The sequence below is a fragment of the Streptomyces sp. NBC_01775 genome (assembly GCF_035917675.1).
Lineage (GTDB): Bacteria > Actinomycetota > Actinomycetes > Streptomycetales > Streptomycetaceae > Streptomyces.
This window is the reverse complement of record NZ_CP109104.1, coordinates 623,227-640,702: the sequence shown is the minus strand read 5'-3', so window position 1 is coordinate 640,702 and position 17,476 is coordinate 623,227. Positions and strand designations below refer to the sequence as shown.

General features: G+C 69.3%; 23 protein-coding genes and 2 pseudogenes. 18 read left to right on the top strand and 7 right to left on the bottom strand.

Going from position 1 to position 17,476, the window contains the following annotated elements:
- Positions 1–89: 89 nt before the first annotated feature.
- The 5 genes from OHB04_RS03140 to OHB04_RS03120 all read left to right on the top strand — a co-directional run bounded on the left by OHB04_RS03140 (position 90) and on the right by OHB04_RS03120 (position 3,453).
- Positions 90–440 (top strand): glycosyltransferase, encoded by a 351-nt coding sequence (locus OHB04_RS03140; RefSeq protein ID WP_326806755.1) that lies wholly within the window; start codon positions 90–92, stop codon positions 438–440.
- Entirely contained in the window at positions 409–1,113 is a 705-nt protein-coding gene (locus tag OHB04_RS03135; protein WP_326806754.1) for a response regulator transcription factor, read from the top strand. Before OHB04_RS03140 ends, OHB04_RS03135 begins: the two co-directional genes overlap by 32 nt.
- Before the next feature lie 23 nt (positions 1,114–1,136).
- Positions 1,137–2,321: a sensor histidine kinase gene (locus OHB04_RS03130; protein ID WP_326806753.1), complete on the top strand. Its 1,185-nt coding sequence runs from the start codon at positions 1,137–1,139 to the stop codon at positions 2,319–2,321.
- 249 nt (positions 2,322–2,570) lie between these two features.
- Positions 2,571–2,822 (top strand): hypothetical protein, encoded by a 252-nt coding sequence (locus OHB04_RS03125; protein WP_326686128.1) that lies wholly within the window; start codon positions 2,571–2,573, stop codon positions 2,820–2,822.
- Positions 2,823–3,000: 178 nt separating this feature from the next.
- On the top strand, positions 3,001–3,453 hold the full coding sequence (locus OHB04_RS03120) for a PQQ-dependent sugar dehydrogenase (protein WP_326809391.1): 453 nt from the start codon (positions 3,001–3,003) through the stop codon (positions 3,451–3,453).
- A gap of 77 nt (positions 3,454–3,530) precedes the next feature.
- On the opposite strand, the gene OHB04_RS03115 is transcribed toward OHB04_RS03120, so the two are convergent.
- The gene (locus OHB04_RS03115; protein WP_326809390.1) at positions 3,531–4,100 is read right to left on the bottom strand and encodes a TetR/AcrR family transcriptional regulator; all 570 of its coding nucleotides are present in this window, start codon (positions 4,098–4,100) and stop codon (positions 3,531–3,533) included.
- Positions 4,101–4,196: 96 nt separating this feature from the next.
- Here OHB04_RS03115 and OHB04_RS03110 point away from each other — a divergent pair, with 96 nt between their 5' ends.
- From OHB04_RS03110 to OHB04_RS03085, 6 genes and pseudogenes are all read left to right on the top strand, one after another.
- Positions 4,197–5,147, top strand: coding sequence for an NADP-dependent oxidoreductase (locus tag OHB04_RS03110; protein WP_326686126.1), 951 nt, complete (start codon positions 4,197–4,199; stop codon positions 5,145–5,147).
- Positions 5,144–5,419: a hypothetical protein gene (locus OHB04_RS03105; protein ID WP_326806752.1), complete on the top strand. Its 276-nt coding sequence runs from the start codon at positions 5,144–5,146 to the stop codon at positions 5,417–5,419. Before OHB04_RS03110 ends, OHB04_RS03105 begins: the two co-directional genes overlap by 4 nt.
- Positions 5,326–5,799, top strand: a pseudogene (locus OHB04_RS03100) (MFS transporter); the annotation flags it as partial. The gene OHB04_RS03105 and the pseudogene OHB04_RS03100, both read left to right, overlap by 94 nt.
- Before the next feature lie 32 nt (positions 5,800–5,831).
- Positions 5,832–6,212: a hypothetical protein gene (locus OHB04_RS03095; protein WP_326809608.1), complete on the top strand. Its 381-nt coding sequence runs from the start codon at positions 5,832–5,834 to the stop codon at positions 6,210–6,212.
- Positions 6,213–6,225: 13 nt separating this feature from the next.
- Complete coding sequence (locus OHB04_RS03090) at positions 6,226–6,693, top strand: MarR family winged helix-turn-helix transcriptional regulator (protein WP_326806751.1); 468 nt, start codon at positions 6,226–6,228, stop codon at positions 6,691–6,693.
- Positions 6,690–7,505: an NAD-dependent epimerase/dehydratase family protein gene (locus tag OHB04_RS03085; protein ID WP_326806750.1), complete on the top strand. Its 816-nt coding sequence runs from the start codon at positions 6,690–6,692 to the stop codon at positions 7,503–7,505. The genes OHB04_RS03090 and OHB04_RS03085 overlap by 4 nt, the downstream gene beginning before the upstream one ends.
- A 71-nt stretch (positions 7,506–7,576) precedes the next feature.
- Here OHB04_RS03085 and OHB04_RS03080 read toward each other — a convergent pair whose 3' ends face one another.
- From OHB04_RS03080 to OHB04_RS03070, 3 genes are all read right to left on the bottom strand, one after another.
- The gene (locus tag OHB04_RS03080) at positions 7,577–7,975 is read right to left on the bottom strand and encodes a hypothetical protein (RefSeq protein WP_326686122.1); all 399 of its coding nucleotides are present in this window, start codon (positions 7,973–7,975) and stop codon (positions 7,577–7,579) included.
- Complete coding sequence (locus OHB04_RS03075) at positions 7,972–8,817, bottom strand: IS5 family transposase (protein ID WP_326686121.1); 846 nt, start codon at positions 8,815–8,817, stop codon at positions 7,972–7,974. Before OHB04_RS03075 ends, OHB04_RS03080 begins: the two co-directional genes overlap by 4 nt.
- Positions 8,818–9,510: 693 nt before the next feature.
- Positions 9,511–10,203 (bottom strand): SDR family oxidoreductase, encoded by a 693-nt coding sequence (locus OHB04_RS03070; RefSeq protein ID WP_326686120.1) that lies wholly within the window; start codon positions 10,201–10,203, stop codon positions 9,511–9,513.
- A gap of 138 nt (positions 10,204–10,341) precedes the next feature.
- On the opposite strand from OHB04_RS03070, the gene OHB04_RS03065 reads away from it, so the two are divergent.
- On the top strand, positions 10,342–10,902 hold the full coding sequence (locus OHB04_RS03065; RefSeq protein WP_326686119.1) for a TetR/AcrR family transcriptional regulator: 561 nt from the start codon (positions 10,342–10,344) through the stop codon (positions 10,900–10,902).
- Positions 10,903–11,177: 275 nt separating this feature from the next.
- On the opposite strand, the gene OHB04_RS03060 is transcribed toward OHB04_RS03065, so the two are convergent.
- Positions 11,178–11,363, bottom strand: coding sequence for a hypothetical protein (locus OHB04_RS03060; protein WP_326686118.1), 186 nt, complete (start codon positions 11,361–11,363; stop codon positions 11,178–11,180).
- On the opposite strand from OHB04_RS03060, the pseudogene OHB04_RS41680 reads away from it, so the two are divergent.
- A pseudogene (locus OHB04_RS41680) lies at positions 11,337–11,534 on the top strand (ArsR family transcriptional regulator); the annotation flags it as partial. The gene OHB04_RS03060 and the pseudogene OHB04_RS41680 sit on opposite strands and share 27 nt — an antisense overlap.
- On the opposite strand, the gene OHB04_RS03055 reads toward OHB04_RS41680, so the two are convergent.
- Positions 11,510–12,133, bottom strand: a complete 624-nt coding sequence (locus OHB04_RS03055; protein WP_326686117.1) for an AAA family ATPase — start codon at positions 12,131–12,133, stop codon at positions 11,510–11,512. The pseudogene OHB04_RS41680 and the gene OHB04_RS03055 sit on opposite strands and share 25 nt — an antisense overlap.
- Positions 12,120–12,761 carry a bifunctional 4-hydroxy-2-oxoglutarate aldolase/2-dehydro-3-deoxy-phosphogluconate aldolase gene (locus tag OHB04_RS03050; RefSeq protein ID WP_326686116.1) on the bottom strand — a complete coding sequence of 214 codons (642 nt, stop codon included), beginning with the start codon at positions 12,759–12,761 and terminating at the stop codon, positions 12,120–12,122. The genes OHB04_RS03055 and OHB04_RS03050 overlap by 14 nt, the downstream gene beginning before the upstream one ends.
- Positions 12,762–12,921: 160 nt before the next feature.
- Here OHB04_RS03050 and OHB04_RS03045 point away from each other — a divergent pair, with 160 nt between their 5' ends.
- Genes OHB04_RS03045 through OHB04_RS03025 form a run of 5 tightly spaced genes read left to right on the top strand, consistent with a single transcriptional unit; the run spans position 12,922 to position 17,335 of the window.
- Complete coding sequence (locus tag OHB04_RS03045) at positions 12,922–13,917, top strand: Gfo/Idh/MocA family protein (RefSeq protein ID WP_326686115.1); 996 nt, start codon at positions 12,922–12,924, stop codon at positions 13,915–13,917.
- On the top strand, positions 13,910–14,908 hold the full coding sequence (locus tag OHB04_RS03040; RefSeq protein ID WP_326686114.1) for a LacI family DNA-binding transcriptional regulator: 999 nt from the start codon (positions 13,910–13,912) through the stop codon (positions 14,906–14,908). Before OHB04_RS03045 ends, OHB04_RS03040 begins: the two co-directional genes overlap by 8 nt.
- Complete coding sequence (locus OHB04_RS03035) at positions 14,905–15,444, top strand: VOC family protein (RefSeq protein WP_326686113.1); 540 nt, start codon at positions 14,905–14,907, stop codon at positions 15,442–15,444. Before OHB04_RS03040 ends, OHB04_RS03035 begins: the two co-directional genes overlap by 4 nt.
- Positions 15,444–16,355: a sugar phosphate isomerase/epimerase family protein gene (locus OHB04_RS03030; protein ID WP_326686112.1), complete on the top strand. Its 912-nt coding sequence runs from the start codon at positions 15,444–15,446 to the stop codon at positions 16,353–16,355. The genes OHB04_RS03035 and OHB04_RS03030 overlap by 1 nt, the downstream gene beginning before the upstream one ends.
- Positions 16,352–17,335 (top strand): Gfo/Idh/MocA family protein, encoded by a 984-nt coding sequence (locus OHB04_RS03025; RefSeq protein ID WP_326686111.1) that lies wholly within the window; start codon positions 16,352–16,354, stop codon positions 17,333–17,335. Before OHB04_RS03030 ends, OHB04_RS03025 begins: the two co-directional genes overlap by 4 nt.
- Positions 17,336–17,476: the final 141 nt, after the last annotated feature.

Here is a 17,476-nt window from a genome sequence, read left to right as displayed (position 1 = left end):
GCCGCCGGCCCGCCGGAGGTCACGCTCGCCTGTCGCCTACGCCCGCTGCGACATCTTCCGCATGCCCGGCACCGCGGAGCTGCAGAGCCATGGTCACCATGGAGGCCATGGCTGCGGGCAAGCCCGTCGTCGCGGCCGACGCGATGGCCCAGCCGCACCCGGTCCACCCCGGCCGCAACGGCTACCTCTTCCCGCCCGGTGACGTGCGTGCCCTCGCCGACCGCCTCATGGAGCTGCTCGACGACCCGGCGGCCCGCGGCGGATGGCGAGGCCGCCGGGAGATCGTCACCGACCACGACAGCCACCGTACGCTGGCCGCATTCGAGGCCTTCCACCTCCATGCCGCCGGTCACCCCGCGGCCACGACGGCCCTACCCCTTCCCACTTCGGCGATGGAAAGCGAGCACGATGAGCACGCAGCGCGTTCTGGTCGTCGATGACGAACCCAAGATCCGCATGACGGTGCGCGGCTACCTGGAGGCGGACGGGATCCACGTCATCGAAGCTGCGGACGGACCGGCCGCCCTGCAGTCCGTTACCCGCGACGGGCCTGACCTCGTGGTGCTCGATGTGATGCTCCCCGGGCTGGACGGATTCCAGGTCCTGCGCCGCATCCGGGAGGCGAGCCAGATCCCGGTGATCATGCTCACCGCCCGGGACGAGGAGGTCGACCGGCTGATCGGTTTCACCACCGGTAGCGACGACTACGTCACCAAGCCGTTCAGCCCCCGCGAACTGGCACTACGGGTGCGCGCCATCCTGCGGCGCACCGACAGCCGCCCCGAGGCGGCCCACGAGGACGACATGCTGCGCTTCGACGGACTGACTGTCGATCCCGAGACACGGACCGTCCTTGTCGACACCGACCGGACGGTGGAGCTGTCCGCTCTCGACTTCGATCTGCTGTTCGCGATGGCCCGGGCCCCTGGGCGGGTCTTCACCCGGCGCGGACTGTTGGCCCAGGTGTGGGGCGAGGACTTCTTCGGCGACGAGCGCGTCGTGGATGTGCACATCCGCACTCTGCGGCGCGCGCTGGGCGACGACGCGAGCACACCCCGGTTCGTGGGCACCGTCCGCACCATCGGTTACCGGTTTGTCGGGCACCGCGTCTAGGGGCCAGGAAGGACACCTCGCCCATGCTTCCCTCCGGCTTCCCGGCCTACCACCGGTGCCGTGCGCGGTTGCGCCGAATCCAGGAGCGGCTATCGCTCCGCAACCGGCTGGTGCTCTCGCACGTCATGGTGCTCCTCCTGGCGCTGCTGGCTATGGCGGCAATCAGCGCGCTGATCGAGGTGTGGCTCGGGTTCGACGACGTCGAAGGCGACGTGGTCCTGCAGATCGGCCTCTTGTCCGGAGTGGCCGCGGCCTTCCCGGCGTCCGTCGCCCTGTCCCGGTTTCTGCTGCGTCCGCTCGACAGGGTGCGCGCCGCCACGAGCCGGCTCGCTGAGGGACACTACGACGACATCCTCGAACTCCCCAGCGAGCCGGGCCTGGCAGCGCTGGTCGAAGACGTCAACACACTGGCGGCAGCCCTCGCCGACACCCAACGCCGCCGCGCCCGCCTGATCTCCGAGGTCGCCCACGAGATGCGCACCCCCATCACCCTCCTACGCGGCCAGATCGAGGGCATGGCCGACGGCATCTTCATCCCCGATGAGGCGATGTTCGCCTCCCTCGCCGACGACCTTCACCGGCTGCAGCGCCTGGCGGGCGACCTCTCCAGCCTGTCCCGGTCGGAGGAGGCCGCCCTCGATCTCCACCGCAAGTCCACCGATGTGGCCACGCTGGCACGGACCACGGCCGAGCGACTGCGCCCCCAGTACGACGACCAGATGGTGACCCTCGCCGTGGACGCAGGCACCCCCGTCGTCGCCCTCTGCGACCCGGACCGGATCACCCAGGTCCTGGTGAACCTGCTCGGCAACGCACTGGCCGCGTGCGATCGGTACCGACAGGTGGCGCTGTCCGTGCACACCGAACCGTCTCCCGTGCACCACGTGATCGTCCGCGTCATGGACGACGGCATTGGCATCGCCGAACACGAACTCGAACGCATCTTCCACCGATTCGAACGCCTTGATCATCCCGGCCGACCCGCTGCCGCCGGCGGCAGCGGCATCGGCCTGACCATCGCCCGGGGCATCGCCCGAGCCCACGGCGGAGACATCACCGCGCAATCCGCCGGGCCGGGCAAGGGAGCAACGTTCACCTTGCGCCTACCGCAGGAACCCGCCCCCGAGGGCGGCATGCCTCAGCTCTCCCGCTGCCACCATCGACCCATCGACCCGGGAGCGGCGGTGATGAGCACGTCGCGGTCGTGAAGGACGCCGAGCAGTGCGCTCAGTGCGCGTCGCCGTGTTCGGAGACGGCGAGGGCGCGTCCGGCTGCCGCGGTGCGTGACCCGGCCAGCGTCCCGGGAAATCGCTCGGTCCGCGTGCCTTCCCGGTGCGCGGTCAGCAGTTCCACAGCGGGTGAGCGGGCGTCAGACGCTCCTCGGGCAGGGAGGCGTCCTGAGTAAGTTTCCGCCGCGTTCGACGGGCGATGGTGAGAGATGCTCGGCGTACGCTGACTTGGACGCGCTGGTGGCGCGTACCAACGAAGCGCATGATGGACTTTTCCACCCGGAGCGCCCGGCCGACCCGCAGAGTGTCGCCGACGAGGTTGCCAGAATCCTGACGCTTCCCGAGGGCTGCAAACCGTTCCGCTCCGTCGTGGATGCCGCGCGTGCCGGCGTCGACCATGTGATGGCGTTCAGCGACCTCACTCGTGAGGCGTTCGTCCGCCGCCTCGGCTTCGAGGAGGTTCTGGAGTTGAAGCGATGAACCGGGGGAGGCGTGAACCCCGAGTGAGGTGCGCACCCGCCACGGCGGCGCTGCTCGCCGTCATCACGCTGGCCGGGTGCGCGGCGCCGGACTCTACCCCGTCGCCACGGCCGGGGCGCACGGGTGAGCTCCGGCGGCCACATCGTTCGCGACCCCAGGGAGAACGACCGTCCTCACCATCGGACTTGAGGCTCCATGGGGGCTGATGTTCCTTCCCGACGGATCCGCACTCGTCTCCGAGAGGATCACGGGTGAGATCCTGAGAGTGCCCGCTCGCGGAGGTGACGCGACCCTTGTGGGTGTCGTGCCCGACGTCGATGTGTCCTCCGAGGGAGGGTTGCTCGGAATCGTCGCGTCTCCACGTTCAACGACGACCGGACCGTGTTCGCCTCTGTGTCGGGGGCCGAGGAGAACCGCATCGTCGCTGCTGACGATCGCGGACGACTACGCCTCGCTCGCTGTCGGCCGTGTCCTGCTCGACGGTATCCGGACAGCGGACCGCCACCATGGTGGCCCCCTCGTGATCGGCCCCGACGGAATGCTGTGGATCGGCACCGGCGATGACTTCGAACCGGAAAACGGGCTCTTCCCAATCCAGGGTGTAGACGACTTGAGGACACGAATGACGTAGTCCCGCTGCGCAACCGGGGGCGGCACGAATGCCCCATGGCGCATGCGTCACGCACTCAACGACGCGTGACGATCGGTTCAAGGCTTGGGGCGGAGGCCGTGCATCAGGGTGTCCAGTAGGCGATCGGCTCTGGCACGGTGCTCCGGCAGAGGGGCTACGGTGAAAATGCCGATCAGGTGGGCGGCGAGGTCTTCGGCGGTGACGTCGGTACGCAGCTCTCCGGTCGCGTGTCCGGCGCGGAGGATGTCGTCGATCGCGGCGATTAGGTCGGTGTGGGTCTGGTCGTGGGCGAGCTCGTTGGACTCGATCATTGCGAGCAGCGTGTTCAGCATGCCGTCTTTGGTCGCGATCCAATCCCCAAAGAGGTTCATCCAGCGCCGCAGCGCCTGGGATGGGGGGAGCGCTGCGAGGAGCTCGCGGGCGCCTTCGGTGAGCCGGGCCACTTGGTCGGCGTAGACCGCGGCGACCAGGGCTTCTCGGGTGGGGAAGTGCCGATAAAGCGTGGCGATACCGACTCCGGCTTCGCGCGCGATTTCGCGAAGTGACGGTTCGGTGCCCGCGGACATGAAGGCGCGGGTGGCGACTTCGAGGAGGTGCTTGCGGTTGCGTGCGGCGTCCGCCCGGGGTGCGGGTGGTGAGGGTGTCACCTTCAAAACGGATCACGCTCCGGTTGTGTTACGGTCCTGAGAAACGGATCATAGTCCGTTTCTCCGTTCCTAGTCTTCTCGAGGAGTCAGACCGGCATGAGCATGTCGACCAACACCAGCAGGGCTGTCCAGTTCGTCGAGTCGTTCGGAGGACCTGAAGCCCTCGACCTGCGCGAGGTGCCCGTCCCAGACGTCGGCCCTGGCCAGATCCGCGTGCGGGTCATCGCGGCCGGGCTGAACCCTATGGACTGGTTCATGACCTCCGACGCAGACACTGCCGCCCGCTTCGGGCTGAGCCTGCCGTGCGGATTCGGGAACGACTACGCGGGCGTCGTGGACGAGGTCGGCGACGGGGTCGGCGAGTTCAACGTTGGAGACCGTGTGTTCGGCGGCGCCTTCTCGCGAAGCGTCGCCGATTACGTGGTCGTGGACGCCCCCGGTCACATCGGCAAGGGCGGCGACGCGCACCACACGCCCGATGGCCTCGACGACCGCATCGCCGGCGCCCTGGCCATCGCGGGATGCACGGCCGCCGCCGCACTCGCCATCGTCAACCCCGGCCCGTCTGACACGCTGCTGATCGGTGGCGCTGGAGGCGGGGTCGGCGTGTTCGCCGTCCAACTCGCTCGCCTCGCCGGCGCGCGAGTCATCGGGACGGGATCGGCCGCCTCGGCCGACGCCCTTCGGGCACTGGGAGCCGAGCCGGTAACCTACGGCGAGAGCCTGGCCGACCGACTCCGCGAGCTGGCTCCCGACGGCATCACCGCGGCCATGGACCTGCACGGCACCGACACGATCGCGGTGGCACGCGAGCTCGGCGTACCGGACGCCCGCATGGCCACGATCGCCGCCGCTGTGGACGGCGTCACGCCGGCCAACGGCGCCAGCGCCGCCCCCGGCGCCATCGAGAAGATCGCCCGTCTGGCCGCGGAGGGCCGACTCCGAGTGCCGATCGCCGCGACCTTCCCCGTCAACGAGGTCCGCGCCGCCGTCGAGCTGCAGGCAGGCCGGCACGTGCACGGCAAGGTCGTAATCGACCTCGCATGAGAACCAGGACCAGAGCCGCGACCACCCCCGGTGATCCAGACCACATCAACCCAACCGTCTGGGTAACGGCCTTCGCCATCATCGTCGGCGCGATGGCGGTCGTCTTCGACGCCACCGTCGTCAGCGTCGCCGTCCACGACCTGACCACCGACCTCCACGCGTCGCTGAGCACGATCCAGTGGGTGAGCACCGGCCACCTGCTCGCGATGTTCGTCATGATCCCCGTGACCCCTGGCCGCAGACCGCACTCGGTGGCAAGACCCTATGGCTGATCTCGCTGGCGACGTTCCTGCTCGGCTCTGTCCTGTGCGCCATGGCATGGGACGCCCCCAGTCTGATCGTTTTCCGGGTGGCCCAGGGCATCGGCGGCGGCGTCATGCTGCCACTGATGACTACGCTCATCATGCAGGCGGCGGGCGGTCGCAACGTCGGTCGGGTGATGGCTGCGATCACGTTGCCGACCACGCTGGGCCTGATCCTCGGACCGGTAATCGGTGGGGTCATCCTTGCCGTCGCCGGCTGGCGCTGGCTCTTCTTCGTCAACGTTCCCTTCTGCCTGCTCGGTTTGTGGCTGGCCCGCCGCAACCTGCCCTCCGAAACACCCAGACGACGCGTCCGCCTCGATGTGATCGGCCTCGCACTCGTCTCCCCGGGAATCACCGCGGCATCTATGGCCTCTCCCAGGTGGCGGGCAGTGGCGGGTTCGCCAGCAGCCGTGTCTTGGTCCCGCTCGTCGTCGGCGTGGTCCTCCTGGCCGCCTTTGTCTCGCTCCTGGTGCGAGGCTTCGGAATGGGCGTGGCGATCATCCCGCTGCTCGGGGCATCCTTCATCGGCATGGAGCACGCGGTCGTACTCCAGCACGCCTCAACCGAGGGACACGGACTGGACGGCCACGGTTTCGGCAACGCCTTCCGGTGGGCCATCGCCTTCACCACCGTGGCCGCACCCGTGTGCCTCCTGCGCCCCGGCCAGGGCATCCCTTCGCGCTCCACGGTGCGTTGGCACGTTCTGGCTGGCGCATACGCCATCATCCCCGTCCCGTTTGACATTTCGCTAGCCGCCTAGCAATATTGGTTAGGTGCCTAGCGAAAACGAGCGTGACCAGCATGTATCAGCAGGCGCGTGGGCGAAGCGGTACTACCAGACCAGCCAAGCGGTTCTGGAATCGATCCTGCGCCCCTACGGACTCGGACCGACCCAGTGGTACGTGCTCTACCACCTGGCTCACGAGGGTCCGACCAAGCAGCGCGACCTCGTACGCGCGCTCCGTGTAGAGCGCGCCACGATGACCGGCGTCGTCGGCGCCCTGGTCCGCAAAGGGCTCGTGGAACAGACACCCGACCCCGGCGACCTGCGGCAGAAGACGCTGCGCCTGACCGAAGCGGGCGGCGAACTGTGGACACGGCTGCCCGACCCTATCGCCCGCATCCTCGCCGTCGCCTTCGACGGCGTGAGCGAGGAGGAGCAGGCACAGGTCGCTCGCATCCTGCGTGTGGCCACCGAACGACTCGCACACCATCTGAAGGAAGAGACACCCCCCTCATGACCATCCTCGTCACCGGTGCCACCGGACTGGTGGGCACCCGCCTCCTGCCCCGCCTCGTCGACGCCGGCGTCGACTGCCGCGCCCTCGTCCGTCCCGGCAAGTCCGCCCCCGACGGCGTCACGCCTGTTGAGGGCGACATCCTCGACCCTGGCTCGCTCGATGGCGCGCTCGACGGCGTCACCGACGTCGTGCACATGGCCGCTCTGTTCCGCACCCAGGACGCGGACGCCATCCACCGCACCAACGTCGAGGGCACGCGCAACCTCATCGCAGCCACCAAGGCCCAGGCTCCGCAGGCGCGCTTCGCCATGGCCAGCACCGGCCTCGTCTACGGCTCCGGCCTGAACCGGCCCGCCCGCGAGGACGACCCCGCCACCGCCGGCCTCCCCTACCCGGCCAGCAAGATCCTCGCCGAGGCCGACCTCAAGGCCAGCGGGCTCAACTGGAGCATCCTGCGTTTCGGCTTTGTCTACGGCGACAAGGACGGCCACCTCGAATCCGCCCCTGCCCTGATGGCCAACTGGAAGTGGCACCCCGCCCAGACCCTCGACCTCATCCACCACCGTGACATCGCCACCGCCGTCAGGCTCGCCCTCACCGGCGCGCTCGACGGACACACCGTCAACGTCGTGGACGAGGCTCCCACCAGCATCTACGAGATCGCTCAGATCGTCGGTGCCCTCTACGAGCCCTCCGCCGAACCGCTCAACGATCCCTGGATGGGCCGCGCCGACGGCACCCTCCTGCGCACCCTCGGCTTCACCGCCACCGTCCCCACCGTCTACCAGGCACAACGCGACGGCCTGCTGTAAGTGGACGGTTCGTGACGTGATGTCCGTTTCCGGGTGAGGGTTGCGTCAGGGATGCTGGTCGTGGCGGGTGGCTATTGCTTCCTGGTGAAGCTGCCCGTGTCGGCTTCGGTGAGGACGCCGAGTTTGACCAGACGCTTGAGCTTGGCTCGGGTGCCCTCGACGATCTTGGGCAGGAGTTCGTGGCCGAGGATCTGGCAGACGTCCTTGGCCCGCAGTGGCCCGGTCGCCTCGTTGAGCGCGGTGAGGATGCGGGCGTAGTCCGGATGCTCGGGCAGTTCCGGTGGGGATGCGGGGATCCGGTCGGCGAGGCTGGTGACGGTCTTGCGGGTGATCGCGAGGTGCTCGAGGTGTGTCTCGGCCTCCCGCAGCCGGATCTGCAGGCCGTCGATCCGAGTGCGGAGGTCGTCGGCCTGGGCCCGGGCGGCTTCCTCCTGGATGTCCAGTGCCTGAAGGAGAGGCTGGATGTTCACGCGGCCACCGCCGCTTCGCGCCAGGTGGGGGTGTTCGCGCCGGTGAGGCGTCGGACCATCACATGGGTCATCGCCCAGCAGACGCGGGAGGTCGAGGAGGAAGGGCGGTGTTCGTAGTCGCGGACCAGGCGCCGGTGCAGTATCAGGATTCCGTGGGTCTGCTCGACCCTCCACCGCTTCGGCTGCGGGACGAACCCCCTGTGCTGCGGGTTGCGTTGGACGATCTCCACGTCGATGCCGAGGCCGGCTCCGTGTGTGACGACCTGGGTCTTGAAGCCCTGGTCGGCCAGAGCCTTGCTGACGGTGCCGCCGGCGTTCTCGGCAACCTCGCTCAGCAGGGCGGTGCCCGCAGCATTGTCGTGCGTGTTCGCGGCGAAGACAGCGACAGCGGTGACCAGCCCGAGCACGTCGACGACCAGGCCGCGTTTGCGGCCCGGCACCCGTTTCGCCGGGTCGTGGCCAGTGGTGGAGACGGGGACCCCGGCGGCCGCGTGGGCGCTTTGGGTGTCCAGGACCACCAGGGCCGGGTCCTCTAATCGCCGGGCGCGTTCACGGACCTGGCAGCGCAGGAGCTCGTGGATGACCTGATCGGTTCCATCGTCCCGCCACGCGGCGAAGTAGTAGTACGTCGCACTCTTCTGCGGCAGGTCGTGCGGGAGATAGGCCCACTGGCATCCGGTTCGCCCCTGGTGGAGGATCGTGTTCACGATCTCCCGCATGTCATAGGCGCCCCGGTGGCCGCTGACCGAGCGATGCCGGTCTTTCCACGCGGTGATCACCGGCTCGATGAGGGCCCACTGCTCGTCCGCTAAGTCACTCGGATACGGCTTCCGTTCACTCACCCGGCCAGCCCACCAGACCACAGACCCCAGACCGGGGGAATCCGCCAGACCCCAGACCGGAGGAATCCGCCCCAGACCCACACCATCGGGCGATCACAGAATCGCTCAAACACTCACGAACCGCCCACTCAGGTCCGCCAATGAGGGGCATCAGGACCTGATCCACCAGGCTCGCGATGCCTGCGGCGTCGAGAACGCGGCCGAGCAGGGGTTCCTGTAGCACCATGAGGGCGACCACTGCGGCGATCTCCAGCCTGTCGGGCCGCATCCGGGGCGTGGTGGGCTTGGGTGCCAGATCGTCCTGGTGGACGGCGATGAGCTCGGCGAAGGTGCCGATGCGGTTCTTGTCGGGGCGTGCGTAGACGTCGTCGCCGACCGCGGACTCGGTTACGTCGGCGCCTACTTGGACGATCGTCCGGCGAGGTCGTTGCCCAGGCGAGGGGGAGTCGGCAAGGCAGGAACGTCTTGAAGTTGCCGTTGCGGATCCTCATGTCCAGTGGGTTGAAGGCCGCTGCATGGATCTTGACCAGGAGGCGTCGTCGGCGCCGACGACGGGGTCGGGGATCTCGGCGGCGCGCATGCCTGCGCGCCGCCGTACTTCTCGGCTATGAAGGCCTTCATAGCCGTCTCCGTTTCTGTTCCCGTCCGCGAGAGGCCGGGGATTCCGCTCGTTTCGGGAGCGCCCTGGAAGGTTCAGGCGGCGTTCGTCTGCGGCACGGTGGCCAGACTCTGCTTGACCTGCCGGGTCAACTCGTCGGCGACGATCTCGGGCAGGCCCGTCTCGATGCCGTCGAGGGCCTGGGTCGCGACGTCGGAGGCGGAGACCTTCTGGTCGGCGGGGACCTCGGCGGCCATGTCGGTGTCCATGTATCCGACGTGCAGTGCGGAGACGGTGATGCCGCGGGGCGCCAGCTCCTCGCGGCTCGCGCCGGTCAGCGCCCAGGCGGCGGCCTTGGACGCGGCGTAGGAGCCGAGGCCTGCCGGGTGGTACCAGGACAGGACGGACAGGACGTTGAGCACGGTGCCGCCGCCGTTGCCCTCGATGACCGGGGCGAGGGCGCGGGTCGCGGCGAGCGGGCCGAAGAAGTTGGTGTCCATCTCCCGGCGAACCTCGTCCAGGTCGCCGTCGACCAGCGTGGCGCCGGTGGAGATGCCCGCGTTGTTGATCAGCAGTGTCGCGTCGGAGGCGGTGCGGGCGGCTTCCCGGATCGACTCCTCGTCCGTGACGTCCAGGCGCAGCGGGGTGACCCCCGGCAGGTCGACCGTCTCGGGGCGGCGGGCCGCCGCGTAGACCTTCGCGCCGCGCTCCACGAGCTGGGCGGCGAGATGCCGTCCGAGTCCCCGGTTGGCGCCGGTGACGACCGCGACCGTGTTCTCGAGCTCCATGTCTGATCCTGCTCCCGGTTGTGGCGGGCGCCGTCCGGTGACCCGCCTCCAGCTGATTTAGATTACGATGACAATCTAAACACCGGAATACGATAGATGCCAGTCGACATACAAACCGGTTTCGCGTAGGAGGTGGTCATGGGCCGGGTATCGCAGGCGCAGGCGGAGGAGAACCGCAGACGGGTCGTGGACACCGCCTCCCGGCTCTTCCGGGAGCAGGGCACGCAGGTCAGCGTCGCCGACCTGATGAAGGCGGCCGGTCTGACCCACGGCGCCTTCTACAAGCAGTTCGCTTCCAAGGAGGCACTCGTCGACGAGGCCACCGCCCATGCGATCGACGAGCTCACCCAGCGGTACGCGGCCGGGCTCGAGCGGTACGACGGGCAGCGCGACGCCGCCCAGCGCACGCTGATCGACACCTATCTCTCCGTCGAGCACCGGGACAACGCGGCAGGCGGCTGCCCGATCGCCGCGCTTGCCACCGACATCGCCCGCACCCCCGACGATCAGGAGGCCCGCCGCGTCTATGCCGAGGGGGTGGCCGACTTCGCCGAGTTCCTCGGCGATGACGACCAGGACGGCCTCGCCCGCCTGAGCACCCTGTTCGGCGCGCTCGTCCTGGCCCGCGCCACCAAGGGCTCCGAACTCTCCGAACGGATTCTGGCCGCTGCGCATGAGGCCCTGACAGAGACCGACTGACCAGCGGTGCCGCCGCCGAGGTTGCCGGGGCCGCCTCAGTGGTGAAGTGCGGCAGCGGGACCGCGACCCGCCGTCGGATGTCGCGCGCGATCTCGTCGTCGGCGGCCGGTCGGGCGGCCTCGGTGAGGTGTGGCCCACGAAGGGCTGTTCGCCCTTCGCCGTGAACGTCCTGCCGTCGATGGCGATCGCGCTGGGGCCAGGATGCGGCGGCCGTTGTGCATGATCTGCAGGAAGATGTGTCCGCCCTCGGCGTGCACCGCCTCGGTCGCCTCTTGTCAGCCGGCCGCCTGCTCGTCGGTGGCGACGCCCGGCGCACCGACCCATCCCTGTGACCCGTGGTCGGGGTCGGTGCACTCGCTGATGATCAGTCCGGCGCTCGCCTGCTGCTGGTAGTACTCGGTCATCAGGTCGCCGGGAACGCCGGTGGAACCGATGTCGCCGCCTCCGTGCTCACCCGCCACTTCCGCGTCCTGCGCGAGGCCGGCCTCATCCGGCGGCACGACGTCGGCACCCGCCGCATCAACACGCTGCGCAAGGAAGAGCTGGACCGGCGGTTCCCCTGACTGCTCGACCTCGTCATCAGGGAGAGTGTCGGCCGCGTGGAGCCCTACGAGAACGTCGAGAGCTGCTGACTGCGCGCGAGCGCCACGACATCATCGAGGTCCGGTTCCCCGTCGTTGTCCACGACGATGTGCCGGGCCCCGGACCAGGCGCAGCCCTGGGTCCCCAGCCGTTGCCAGAATGCAGACCAGTCGGCCAGCTTGGCCCGGTCGCGTGGCAGACCTCGTTGCGTCAGTCGTGTACGAACGGTCTCCGCGGAGGCCCGCACCTCGACCACGACGACAGGTGTCTCCGCTGGCCAGGAGGCCCGGTCGGCGGAGACAGTCAAGAAGTCGGGGTTGCCGAGGTACGCCGCGAAGGGCGCGTCCAGGACGACGGGCAGGCCGAGCCGCAGGTTGTCCGCCGCCGTGGCGAACAGTGCTTTGTACTCGGCCGGCATCAACCGCTCGACGTAGGTCGGGTCGTCCTCGCGGCCTCCCGCGCGCCGGCCGACCAGTTCGAGAGCGGCGTCCACAAGGTCGCCGACCAGGGAGTCCTTGTCGAGGTAGGCCGCCCGCAGTCGGCGTGCGAGCTCCCGGGCGACATGGGACTTTCCCGAGCCCGCAGGGCCGATCGCGACGAAGGCCGGTGGTGTCACGGGCGCGGGGGACGCCGGGTCAGGCGCGGGCATCGGCCACCGCCTCCAGGAAGGTCCCGGCCGCCGCGCGGACAGGGTGCGGCCCCCCGTCGTCGCGCCGCGCCGCCTTGGTGATGAAGCTTCCGACACCGACTGCCGCGACTCCGGCGTCGAACCACTCCGACACGTTGTCCGGGGACACGCCACCGGCCGGGACCAGAGGGATGTGTCCGAGCGGTTCGAGCACTGCACGGGCGTAGTCGCGGTTGAGGACCGACGAGGGGAACAGCTTGACGAGGTCGGCGCCCGCCGTGGCGGCCTGGACGATCTCCGTGGGCGTCGCGGCACCGCAGATGCTGACGGCCTGGTAGCGGCCGGCGGTCTCCAGCATCCCGAGGTCGACCTGGGGGCTGACCAGGAAGCGTGCCCCGGCCTGAATGCTCGCGTACGCCGATGTTGCGTCGAGGACGCTGCCGGCGCCGATCTCGGCCTCGGGATATTCCGCGCTCAGTCGGCGGATCACGTCCAGGGCGCCCGGCGTGGTGAGCGTGACCTCGACGGCGCGTATCCCTCCGGCGATGGCCTCGCAGGCCACTTCGTAGGAGGCCTCGGCGGTGGGTAGGCGCACGATCAGCACCGTCCCCGTGTCACAGATGGCATTCAAGGTGCGCAGCTTGCGCATGGGGGTCACCTCAAGGAAATCGGATGGTCGGGGGGTGTTGACAGAGCTTAAGCAGCTCTGTTTCGGTATTGCAATCGATCGCAGCAATCGATTGCAGTGACCGGTCTTGAAGAGCACAATCAGTAGAAGTTGCGCTGTATCGACAGTTGGGAGACGCATCGTGAGACGTCCGCGAACGGCCGTGCTGGGTGCCCGGCACTGGCACGTACCCCTGCATGTCAGTGCCTGGGGGGACACTCACGATGTCGTGCTGGTCCAGGACGAGGAGCCCGACCAGGTCACCGACATCGCCGGACGCCTCGACGCGGCCGTTTACGGGGAAGTCGGCGAATCGCTGGACGCCGGCCCCCTGGACCTGGCCTACGTCTTCGTCCCGCACGACCGCATGGTGGAGACCTGTCTGGCCCTGGTCGAGCGCGGCATCCCGTTCGTGGTCGAGAAGCCGGGTGGCACGGGGCCCGAGGACGTGGAGCGGATTCGCGATGCGGCCGCAGCAGCCGGGGTGGCGGCGACAGTCCCCTTCGTCCAGCGCGGCGGCCCCGTGGACCACGCGCTGTCCCTGGCCGGTGCGCCGACGTATCAACGTACGAGCTTCGTTGCCGGCCCGCCGCAGCGCTATCACGCGGCAGGCTGCTCCTGGATGCTCGACCCCGCACGCTCCGGCGGGGGGTGTCTGGTGAACCTGGCGCCGCACTTCATCGACATCTTCCTGCGGCGAAGCCGCGCCCGCCGTGTGGAACTCGTGGCCGCCAACGTGTCCGCGAGCCTGCACGGCGAGGGCGTCGAGGACCACGCCACCCTCGTGCTGGCGGGCGACGACGGCAGCGAGGCGATCATCGAGGTCGGCTACGCCTTCCCGTCGAGCCCCGCCAAGCGGTACTGCTCCTTCACCAGTGCGGGCAGCGAGGGATACGTCGATGTGGGCACATCAGGCCATGTCTCGTTCACGCACGCCGCGGACGGTGTCACCGAATCGAGCACCATCGAAGTGGACAGCGACCCGTTGTACGACGTGTTCGTCCGGCAGGTGGCCGACACGTGGGCGGACGGCTTCGCCGGGCTGCCGACCTTGGACGACCTCGCCGACACAATGAGCCTCATCTGGGCCGCGTACGGGCGGTCTTCCATTGCTTCCCTGGAGGTCAGCCATGGCTGAGGTGAGCATTGATGACGTCGCCGCCCGGGCGGGCGTGCACCGCTCAACGGTTTCCCGGGCCTTTTCCCGGCCGGAAGCCGTGAACGCCAAGACTCGCAAGCACGTCCTGGAGGTGGCGGAAAGCCTCGGCTACCGGGTGAACCCGCTGGCGCAAGCCCTGCGCCGTCGTGCGAGCAGGCTGGTTCCGCTGATCGTCCCGGATATCACCAACCCCTTCTACGGGGAGCTGGCGAGGACCATGGCGGCAGCGGCGGCCGACCGGGGTTACCAGTTGGTGCTGTGCGTGACCGGCGGCGAAGTCGCCCAGACCAACGCCTATTTGACGTCCCTTCAGGAGATGTACGCGCCCTTCGGGATCGTCGCGCCGTCGACCACCGTCGACCTCGACGAGCTGCAGAACGTCGCGCTCGGCAGCAAGGTCGTGGTCGTCGACCGCGTCGAGGAGGCACAGGTGCCGACCGTGACGGTGGACAGCGCCGAAGGCATCGCCCTCGCCGTGGACCATCTGCGCGGCCTGGGGCACCGGCGCATCGCCTACGTGTCCGGCATCTCCGGGGCGTACACGTCCAGGGATCGCCTGGCCGCCTACGAGGGGCTGGCCGCGGAGCTGGGCATGCCGGCGGTGGTCTTGGACGGAGGCACCGGGCCGGATGTGGGGGAGCGGGCCGCCCAGCGCCTGGTGGACATGGCACGCGAGGAGCGCCCGACAGCAGTCATCGCGGCCAACGACATGGTCGCCTTCGCCCTCATTTCCGCTCTTGGTGTGCGCGGTGTGTCCGTCCCCGACGAGGTGTCGGTGATGGGCTTCGACGGCCTGGAGTTCGGCGCCCGGTTCAACCCGCGGCTGACCACCGTCCGCCAGCCCATCGCCGACATGGGAGTGATCGCCATCGACCTCGCAGAGAAACTCCTCAAGGACGGGGAGACGAGCCATGTCGTCCTCGCCCCCGATCTACTGGTTCGTGAGTCGACCGCGGAGGTCCCCCGATGAGTCTGCCCGCAGGATTCCAGCACGTGGACCATGTCGCGTTTACGGTGCCCGACCTCGGCGAAGCGGTCACCTTCTTCACAGAGGCCTTCGGCGCCGAGGAGCTCTACCGCTCGACGAGAGGGCCCGACGCCGACTTCATGCCCGCGCACTTCGAGGTCCCGGCCGACGCCCATCTGGAACTCGCCATGCTGCGCATGCCGCCGAACCTCAACGTCGAGCTGTTCCAGTGGTGGAGCACCGACCAGCGGAGCGACTACCCGCGCCACTCGGACGCGGGTGGCCACCACTTGTGCTTCACCGTGGCGGACGTCGACACCGCCGTCGAACACCTCCGGTCGCACGGCGCCCGTGTGCTGGGCGGAACCAAGGAGGTCGGCCCAGACAGCCCGCGCGTCGCGGGCAACCGGTGGACCTATCTCCGGGCGCCCTGGGGCCTGTTGATCGAGCTCGTCGACCGCTCCCGCGTCCACAACCCGCCACCCCTGGTCGGCCCCGACGATTGGACCGACCCCTCCCGAACCGGAAAGAACCTGTAATGCGCATCATTGGCCACACCCTCGGCACACCGGAACAGACCCTCCCGGAGGCGCTGCAACTCTTCGCCTCCGCCGGTTTGGAGGGAGCCGAGGTCATCTACCAGAACGACTACCGCAGCGGACTGCCCATCGGGGACGATGCCGCCGCGGCCGAGGCGGCCCGCGTGGCGGGCGATCTCGGCGTACCGGTGATGGGACTCGCTCCGTACACCACCGGCATCAACCACGAGGACCCGGCACAGCGCCGCGCCGCGCTCGACGAACTGCGGTCGGCCATCGACTGCGCCCATCGCGTGGGCGCCACCCGGATCCGGGTGTACGCGGGTTCCTGGGGATCCGATCGAACCGACCACGCCGCACACTGGGAGCGCCTGCGCTCGGCACTGACGGAGCTTGCACCGCTCGCCGCCGACGCCGGAGCGCTCCTGTGCGTGGAGAACCACTTCGGCACCTTGACGCAGTCGGCCAAGGACACGGCCCGGCTGATACGCGAGGTGGACTCGCCCGCGGTGCGCGTCCTCTACGACCAGGCGAATCTCACCTTCACCCATGAGGAGGCATGGCCGGAGGCACTGCGGGAACAGGGCGACCTGATCGGGCACGTCCACGTGAAGGACCTCATCTTCACCGACCCGAACGCCCCCTTCGTGGCCTCCGAGACGGCCCGGGTGAAGGCGGACGAGCGGGCGGTACGCTCCCGCGTCGTCGGCGAGGGCATCGTGCCCTGGTCGGACATCCTTCGGGCGGTCAAGCAGCACGGCTACGACGACGTCCTCAGCCTCGAGTACGAGTACCGGTGGCACCCGCAGGACCTCCCGGCTCCGGAGGAGGGCTTCGCCCGGTCCGCCCGCGCGCTCCGCGCTCTCCTAGACCAGGCCGCCGGTCTCACGCCCGCGGAGGTGTCCCGATGAGCACGACCCCGCTGCGTGTCGGCGTGGCCGGCGCCGGGAACATCGCGCACATCGCGCAGCTGCCCACCCTGGTGGCACGGGACGACATCGAGCTCGACGTGCTGGTGTCCCGGCGCGAGGACCCCTCCGAACTGGTCCGCCGGTGGGGGTTTTCCACCGCGGTCCGGACCGTAGAGGAGGCCCTGGAACGTGACCTGGACGCCCTGTTCGTGCTGACCCCGAGGTCGGAGCATGTCGCCGGCGTGCGCAGCGCGCTGGAGGCGGACGTGGATGTCTTCTGCGAGAAGCCCCTCGCGACCGCGACCAGCGACGCGGAGCGGCTCGCCGACCTCGCCGACGAGCACGAGCGCGTCCTGATGGTCGGCTTCAACCGCCGCTTCGCGCCGACCTACGTCGCCGCCCGCGAGGAGTTCGGGGACGCCGGCGCCGCGTTCTGCGTCGCGCAGAAGAATCGCCGCGGCAGCGAGTACCGCGCGACCTTCGAGAACGCCATCCACATGGTGGACCTACTGCGCTGGTTCTGCCCGGGCGAACCGGTCGACGTCTCCGCCCACGCCGCCGGTGACGACCCCTGGCAGGAGGACGGCGTCTCCGCCCTGGTCCGCTTCGCCGACGGCGGTACCGGCGTCCTGACGGCGGCACGGACCGCCGGCGCCTGGGCGGAAAAGCTGGATGCCTACGGCGCCGAACGCTCGGCCGAGGTGGTGGCCCCGGACACGGTGGCCCTCACCCGCGACGGTGTGAGCACCGTGCGCTCGATGAGCCCAGAGGCCTTCGGCTGGGCCACGGCCACGAACACCTTCGGCTTCGCCGCCGCCGTCCACCACTTCCTCGACCGTGCACGAGACCGTGGCACGCCGCTCACGTCGGGGCGGGAAGCCGCCCGCACGCAGGCGCTCCTCGACGACATCCTGCAGGCCGCCGGTCTTCCCGTGAAGGAGCAGGAGGGCCGCACCTGGGCCAGCCACGCAACGCGCTGATCCCCCCCCCGAGCCTCGAACGGCACCGCACCGAGGCAGGTGTCGACGGCATCCACGCTCGAAGAAAGCTTCCGGAACCGCCGACACCTTCGGCCCAACAACCTGGACCGCGGCGCTCTCACCCGCCGCTTGTTCGCACAG

Excerpts from the sequence above, each read along its gene's own strand:
- OHB04_RS03140 (WP_326806755.1), top strand. The coding sequence starts at position 90 with ATGGTCACCATGGAGGCCATGGCTGCGGGCAAGCCCGTCGTCGCGGCC.
- OHB04_RS03135 (WP_326806754.1), top strand. The coding sequence starts at position 409 with ATGAGCACGCAGCGCGTTCTGGTCGTCGATGACGAACCCAAGATCCGC.
- OHB04_RS03130 (WP_326806753.1), top strand. The coding sequence starts at position 1,137 with ATGCTTCCCTCCGGCTTCCCGGCCTACCACCGGTGCCGTGCGCGGTTG.
- OHB04_RS03110 (WP_326686126.1), top strand. The coding sequence starts at position 4,197 with ATGAGCATGTCGACCAACACCAGCAGGGCTGTCCAGTTCGTCGAGTCG.
- OHB04_RS03105 (WP_326806752.1), top strand. The coding sequence starts at position 5,144 with ATGAGAACCAGGACCAGAGCCGCGACCACCCCCGGTGATCCAGACCAC.
- OHB04_RS03085 (WP_326806750.1), top strand. The coding sequence starts at position 6,690 with ATGACCATCCTCGTCACCGGTGCCACCGGACTGGTGGGCACCCGCCTC.
- OHB04_RS03070 (WP_326686120.1), bottom strand. The coding sequence starts at position 10,203 with ATGGAGCTCGAGAACACGGTCGCGGTCGTCACCGGCGCCAACCGGGGA.
- OHB04_RS03065 (WP_326686119.1), top strand. The coding sequence starts at position 10,342 with ATGGGCCGGGTATCGCAGGCGCAGGCGGAGGAGAACCGCAGACGGGTC.
- OHB04_RS03055 (WP_326686117.1), bottom strand. The coding sequence starts at position 12,133 with ATGCCCGCGCCTGACCCGGCGTCCCCCGCGCCCGTGACACCACCGGCC.
- OHB04_RS03050 (WP_326686116.1), bottom strand. The coding sequence starts at position 12,761 with ATGCGCAAGCTGCGCACCTTGAATGCCATCTGTGACACGGGGACGGTG.
- OHB04_RS03040 (WP_326686114.1), top strand. The coding sequence starts at position 13,910 with ATGGCTGAGGTGAGCATTGATGACGTCGCCGCCCGGGCGGGCGTGCAC.
- OHB04_RS03035 (WP_326686113.1), top strand. The coding sequence starts at position 14,905 with ATGAGTCTGCCCGCAGGATTCCAGCACGTGGACCATGTCGCGTTTACG.
- OHB04_RS03030 (WP_326686112.1), top strand. The coding sequence starts at position 15,444 with ATGCGCATCATTGGCCACACCCTCGGCACACCGGAACAGACCCTCCCG.
- OHB04_RS03025 (WP_326686111.1), top strand. The coding sequence starts at position 16,352 with ATGAGCACGACCCCGCTGCGTGTCGGCGTGGCCGGCGCCGGGAACATC.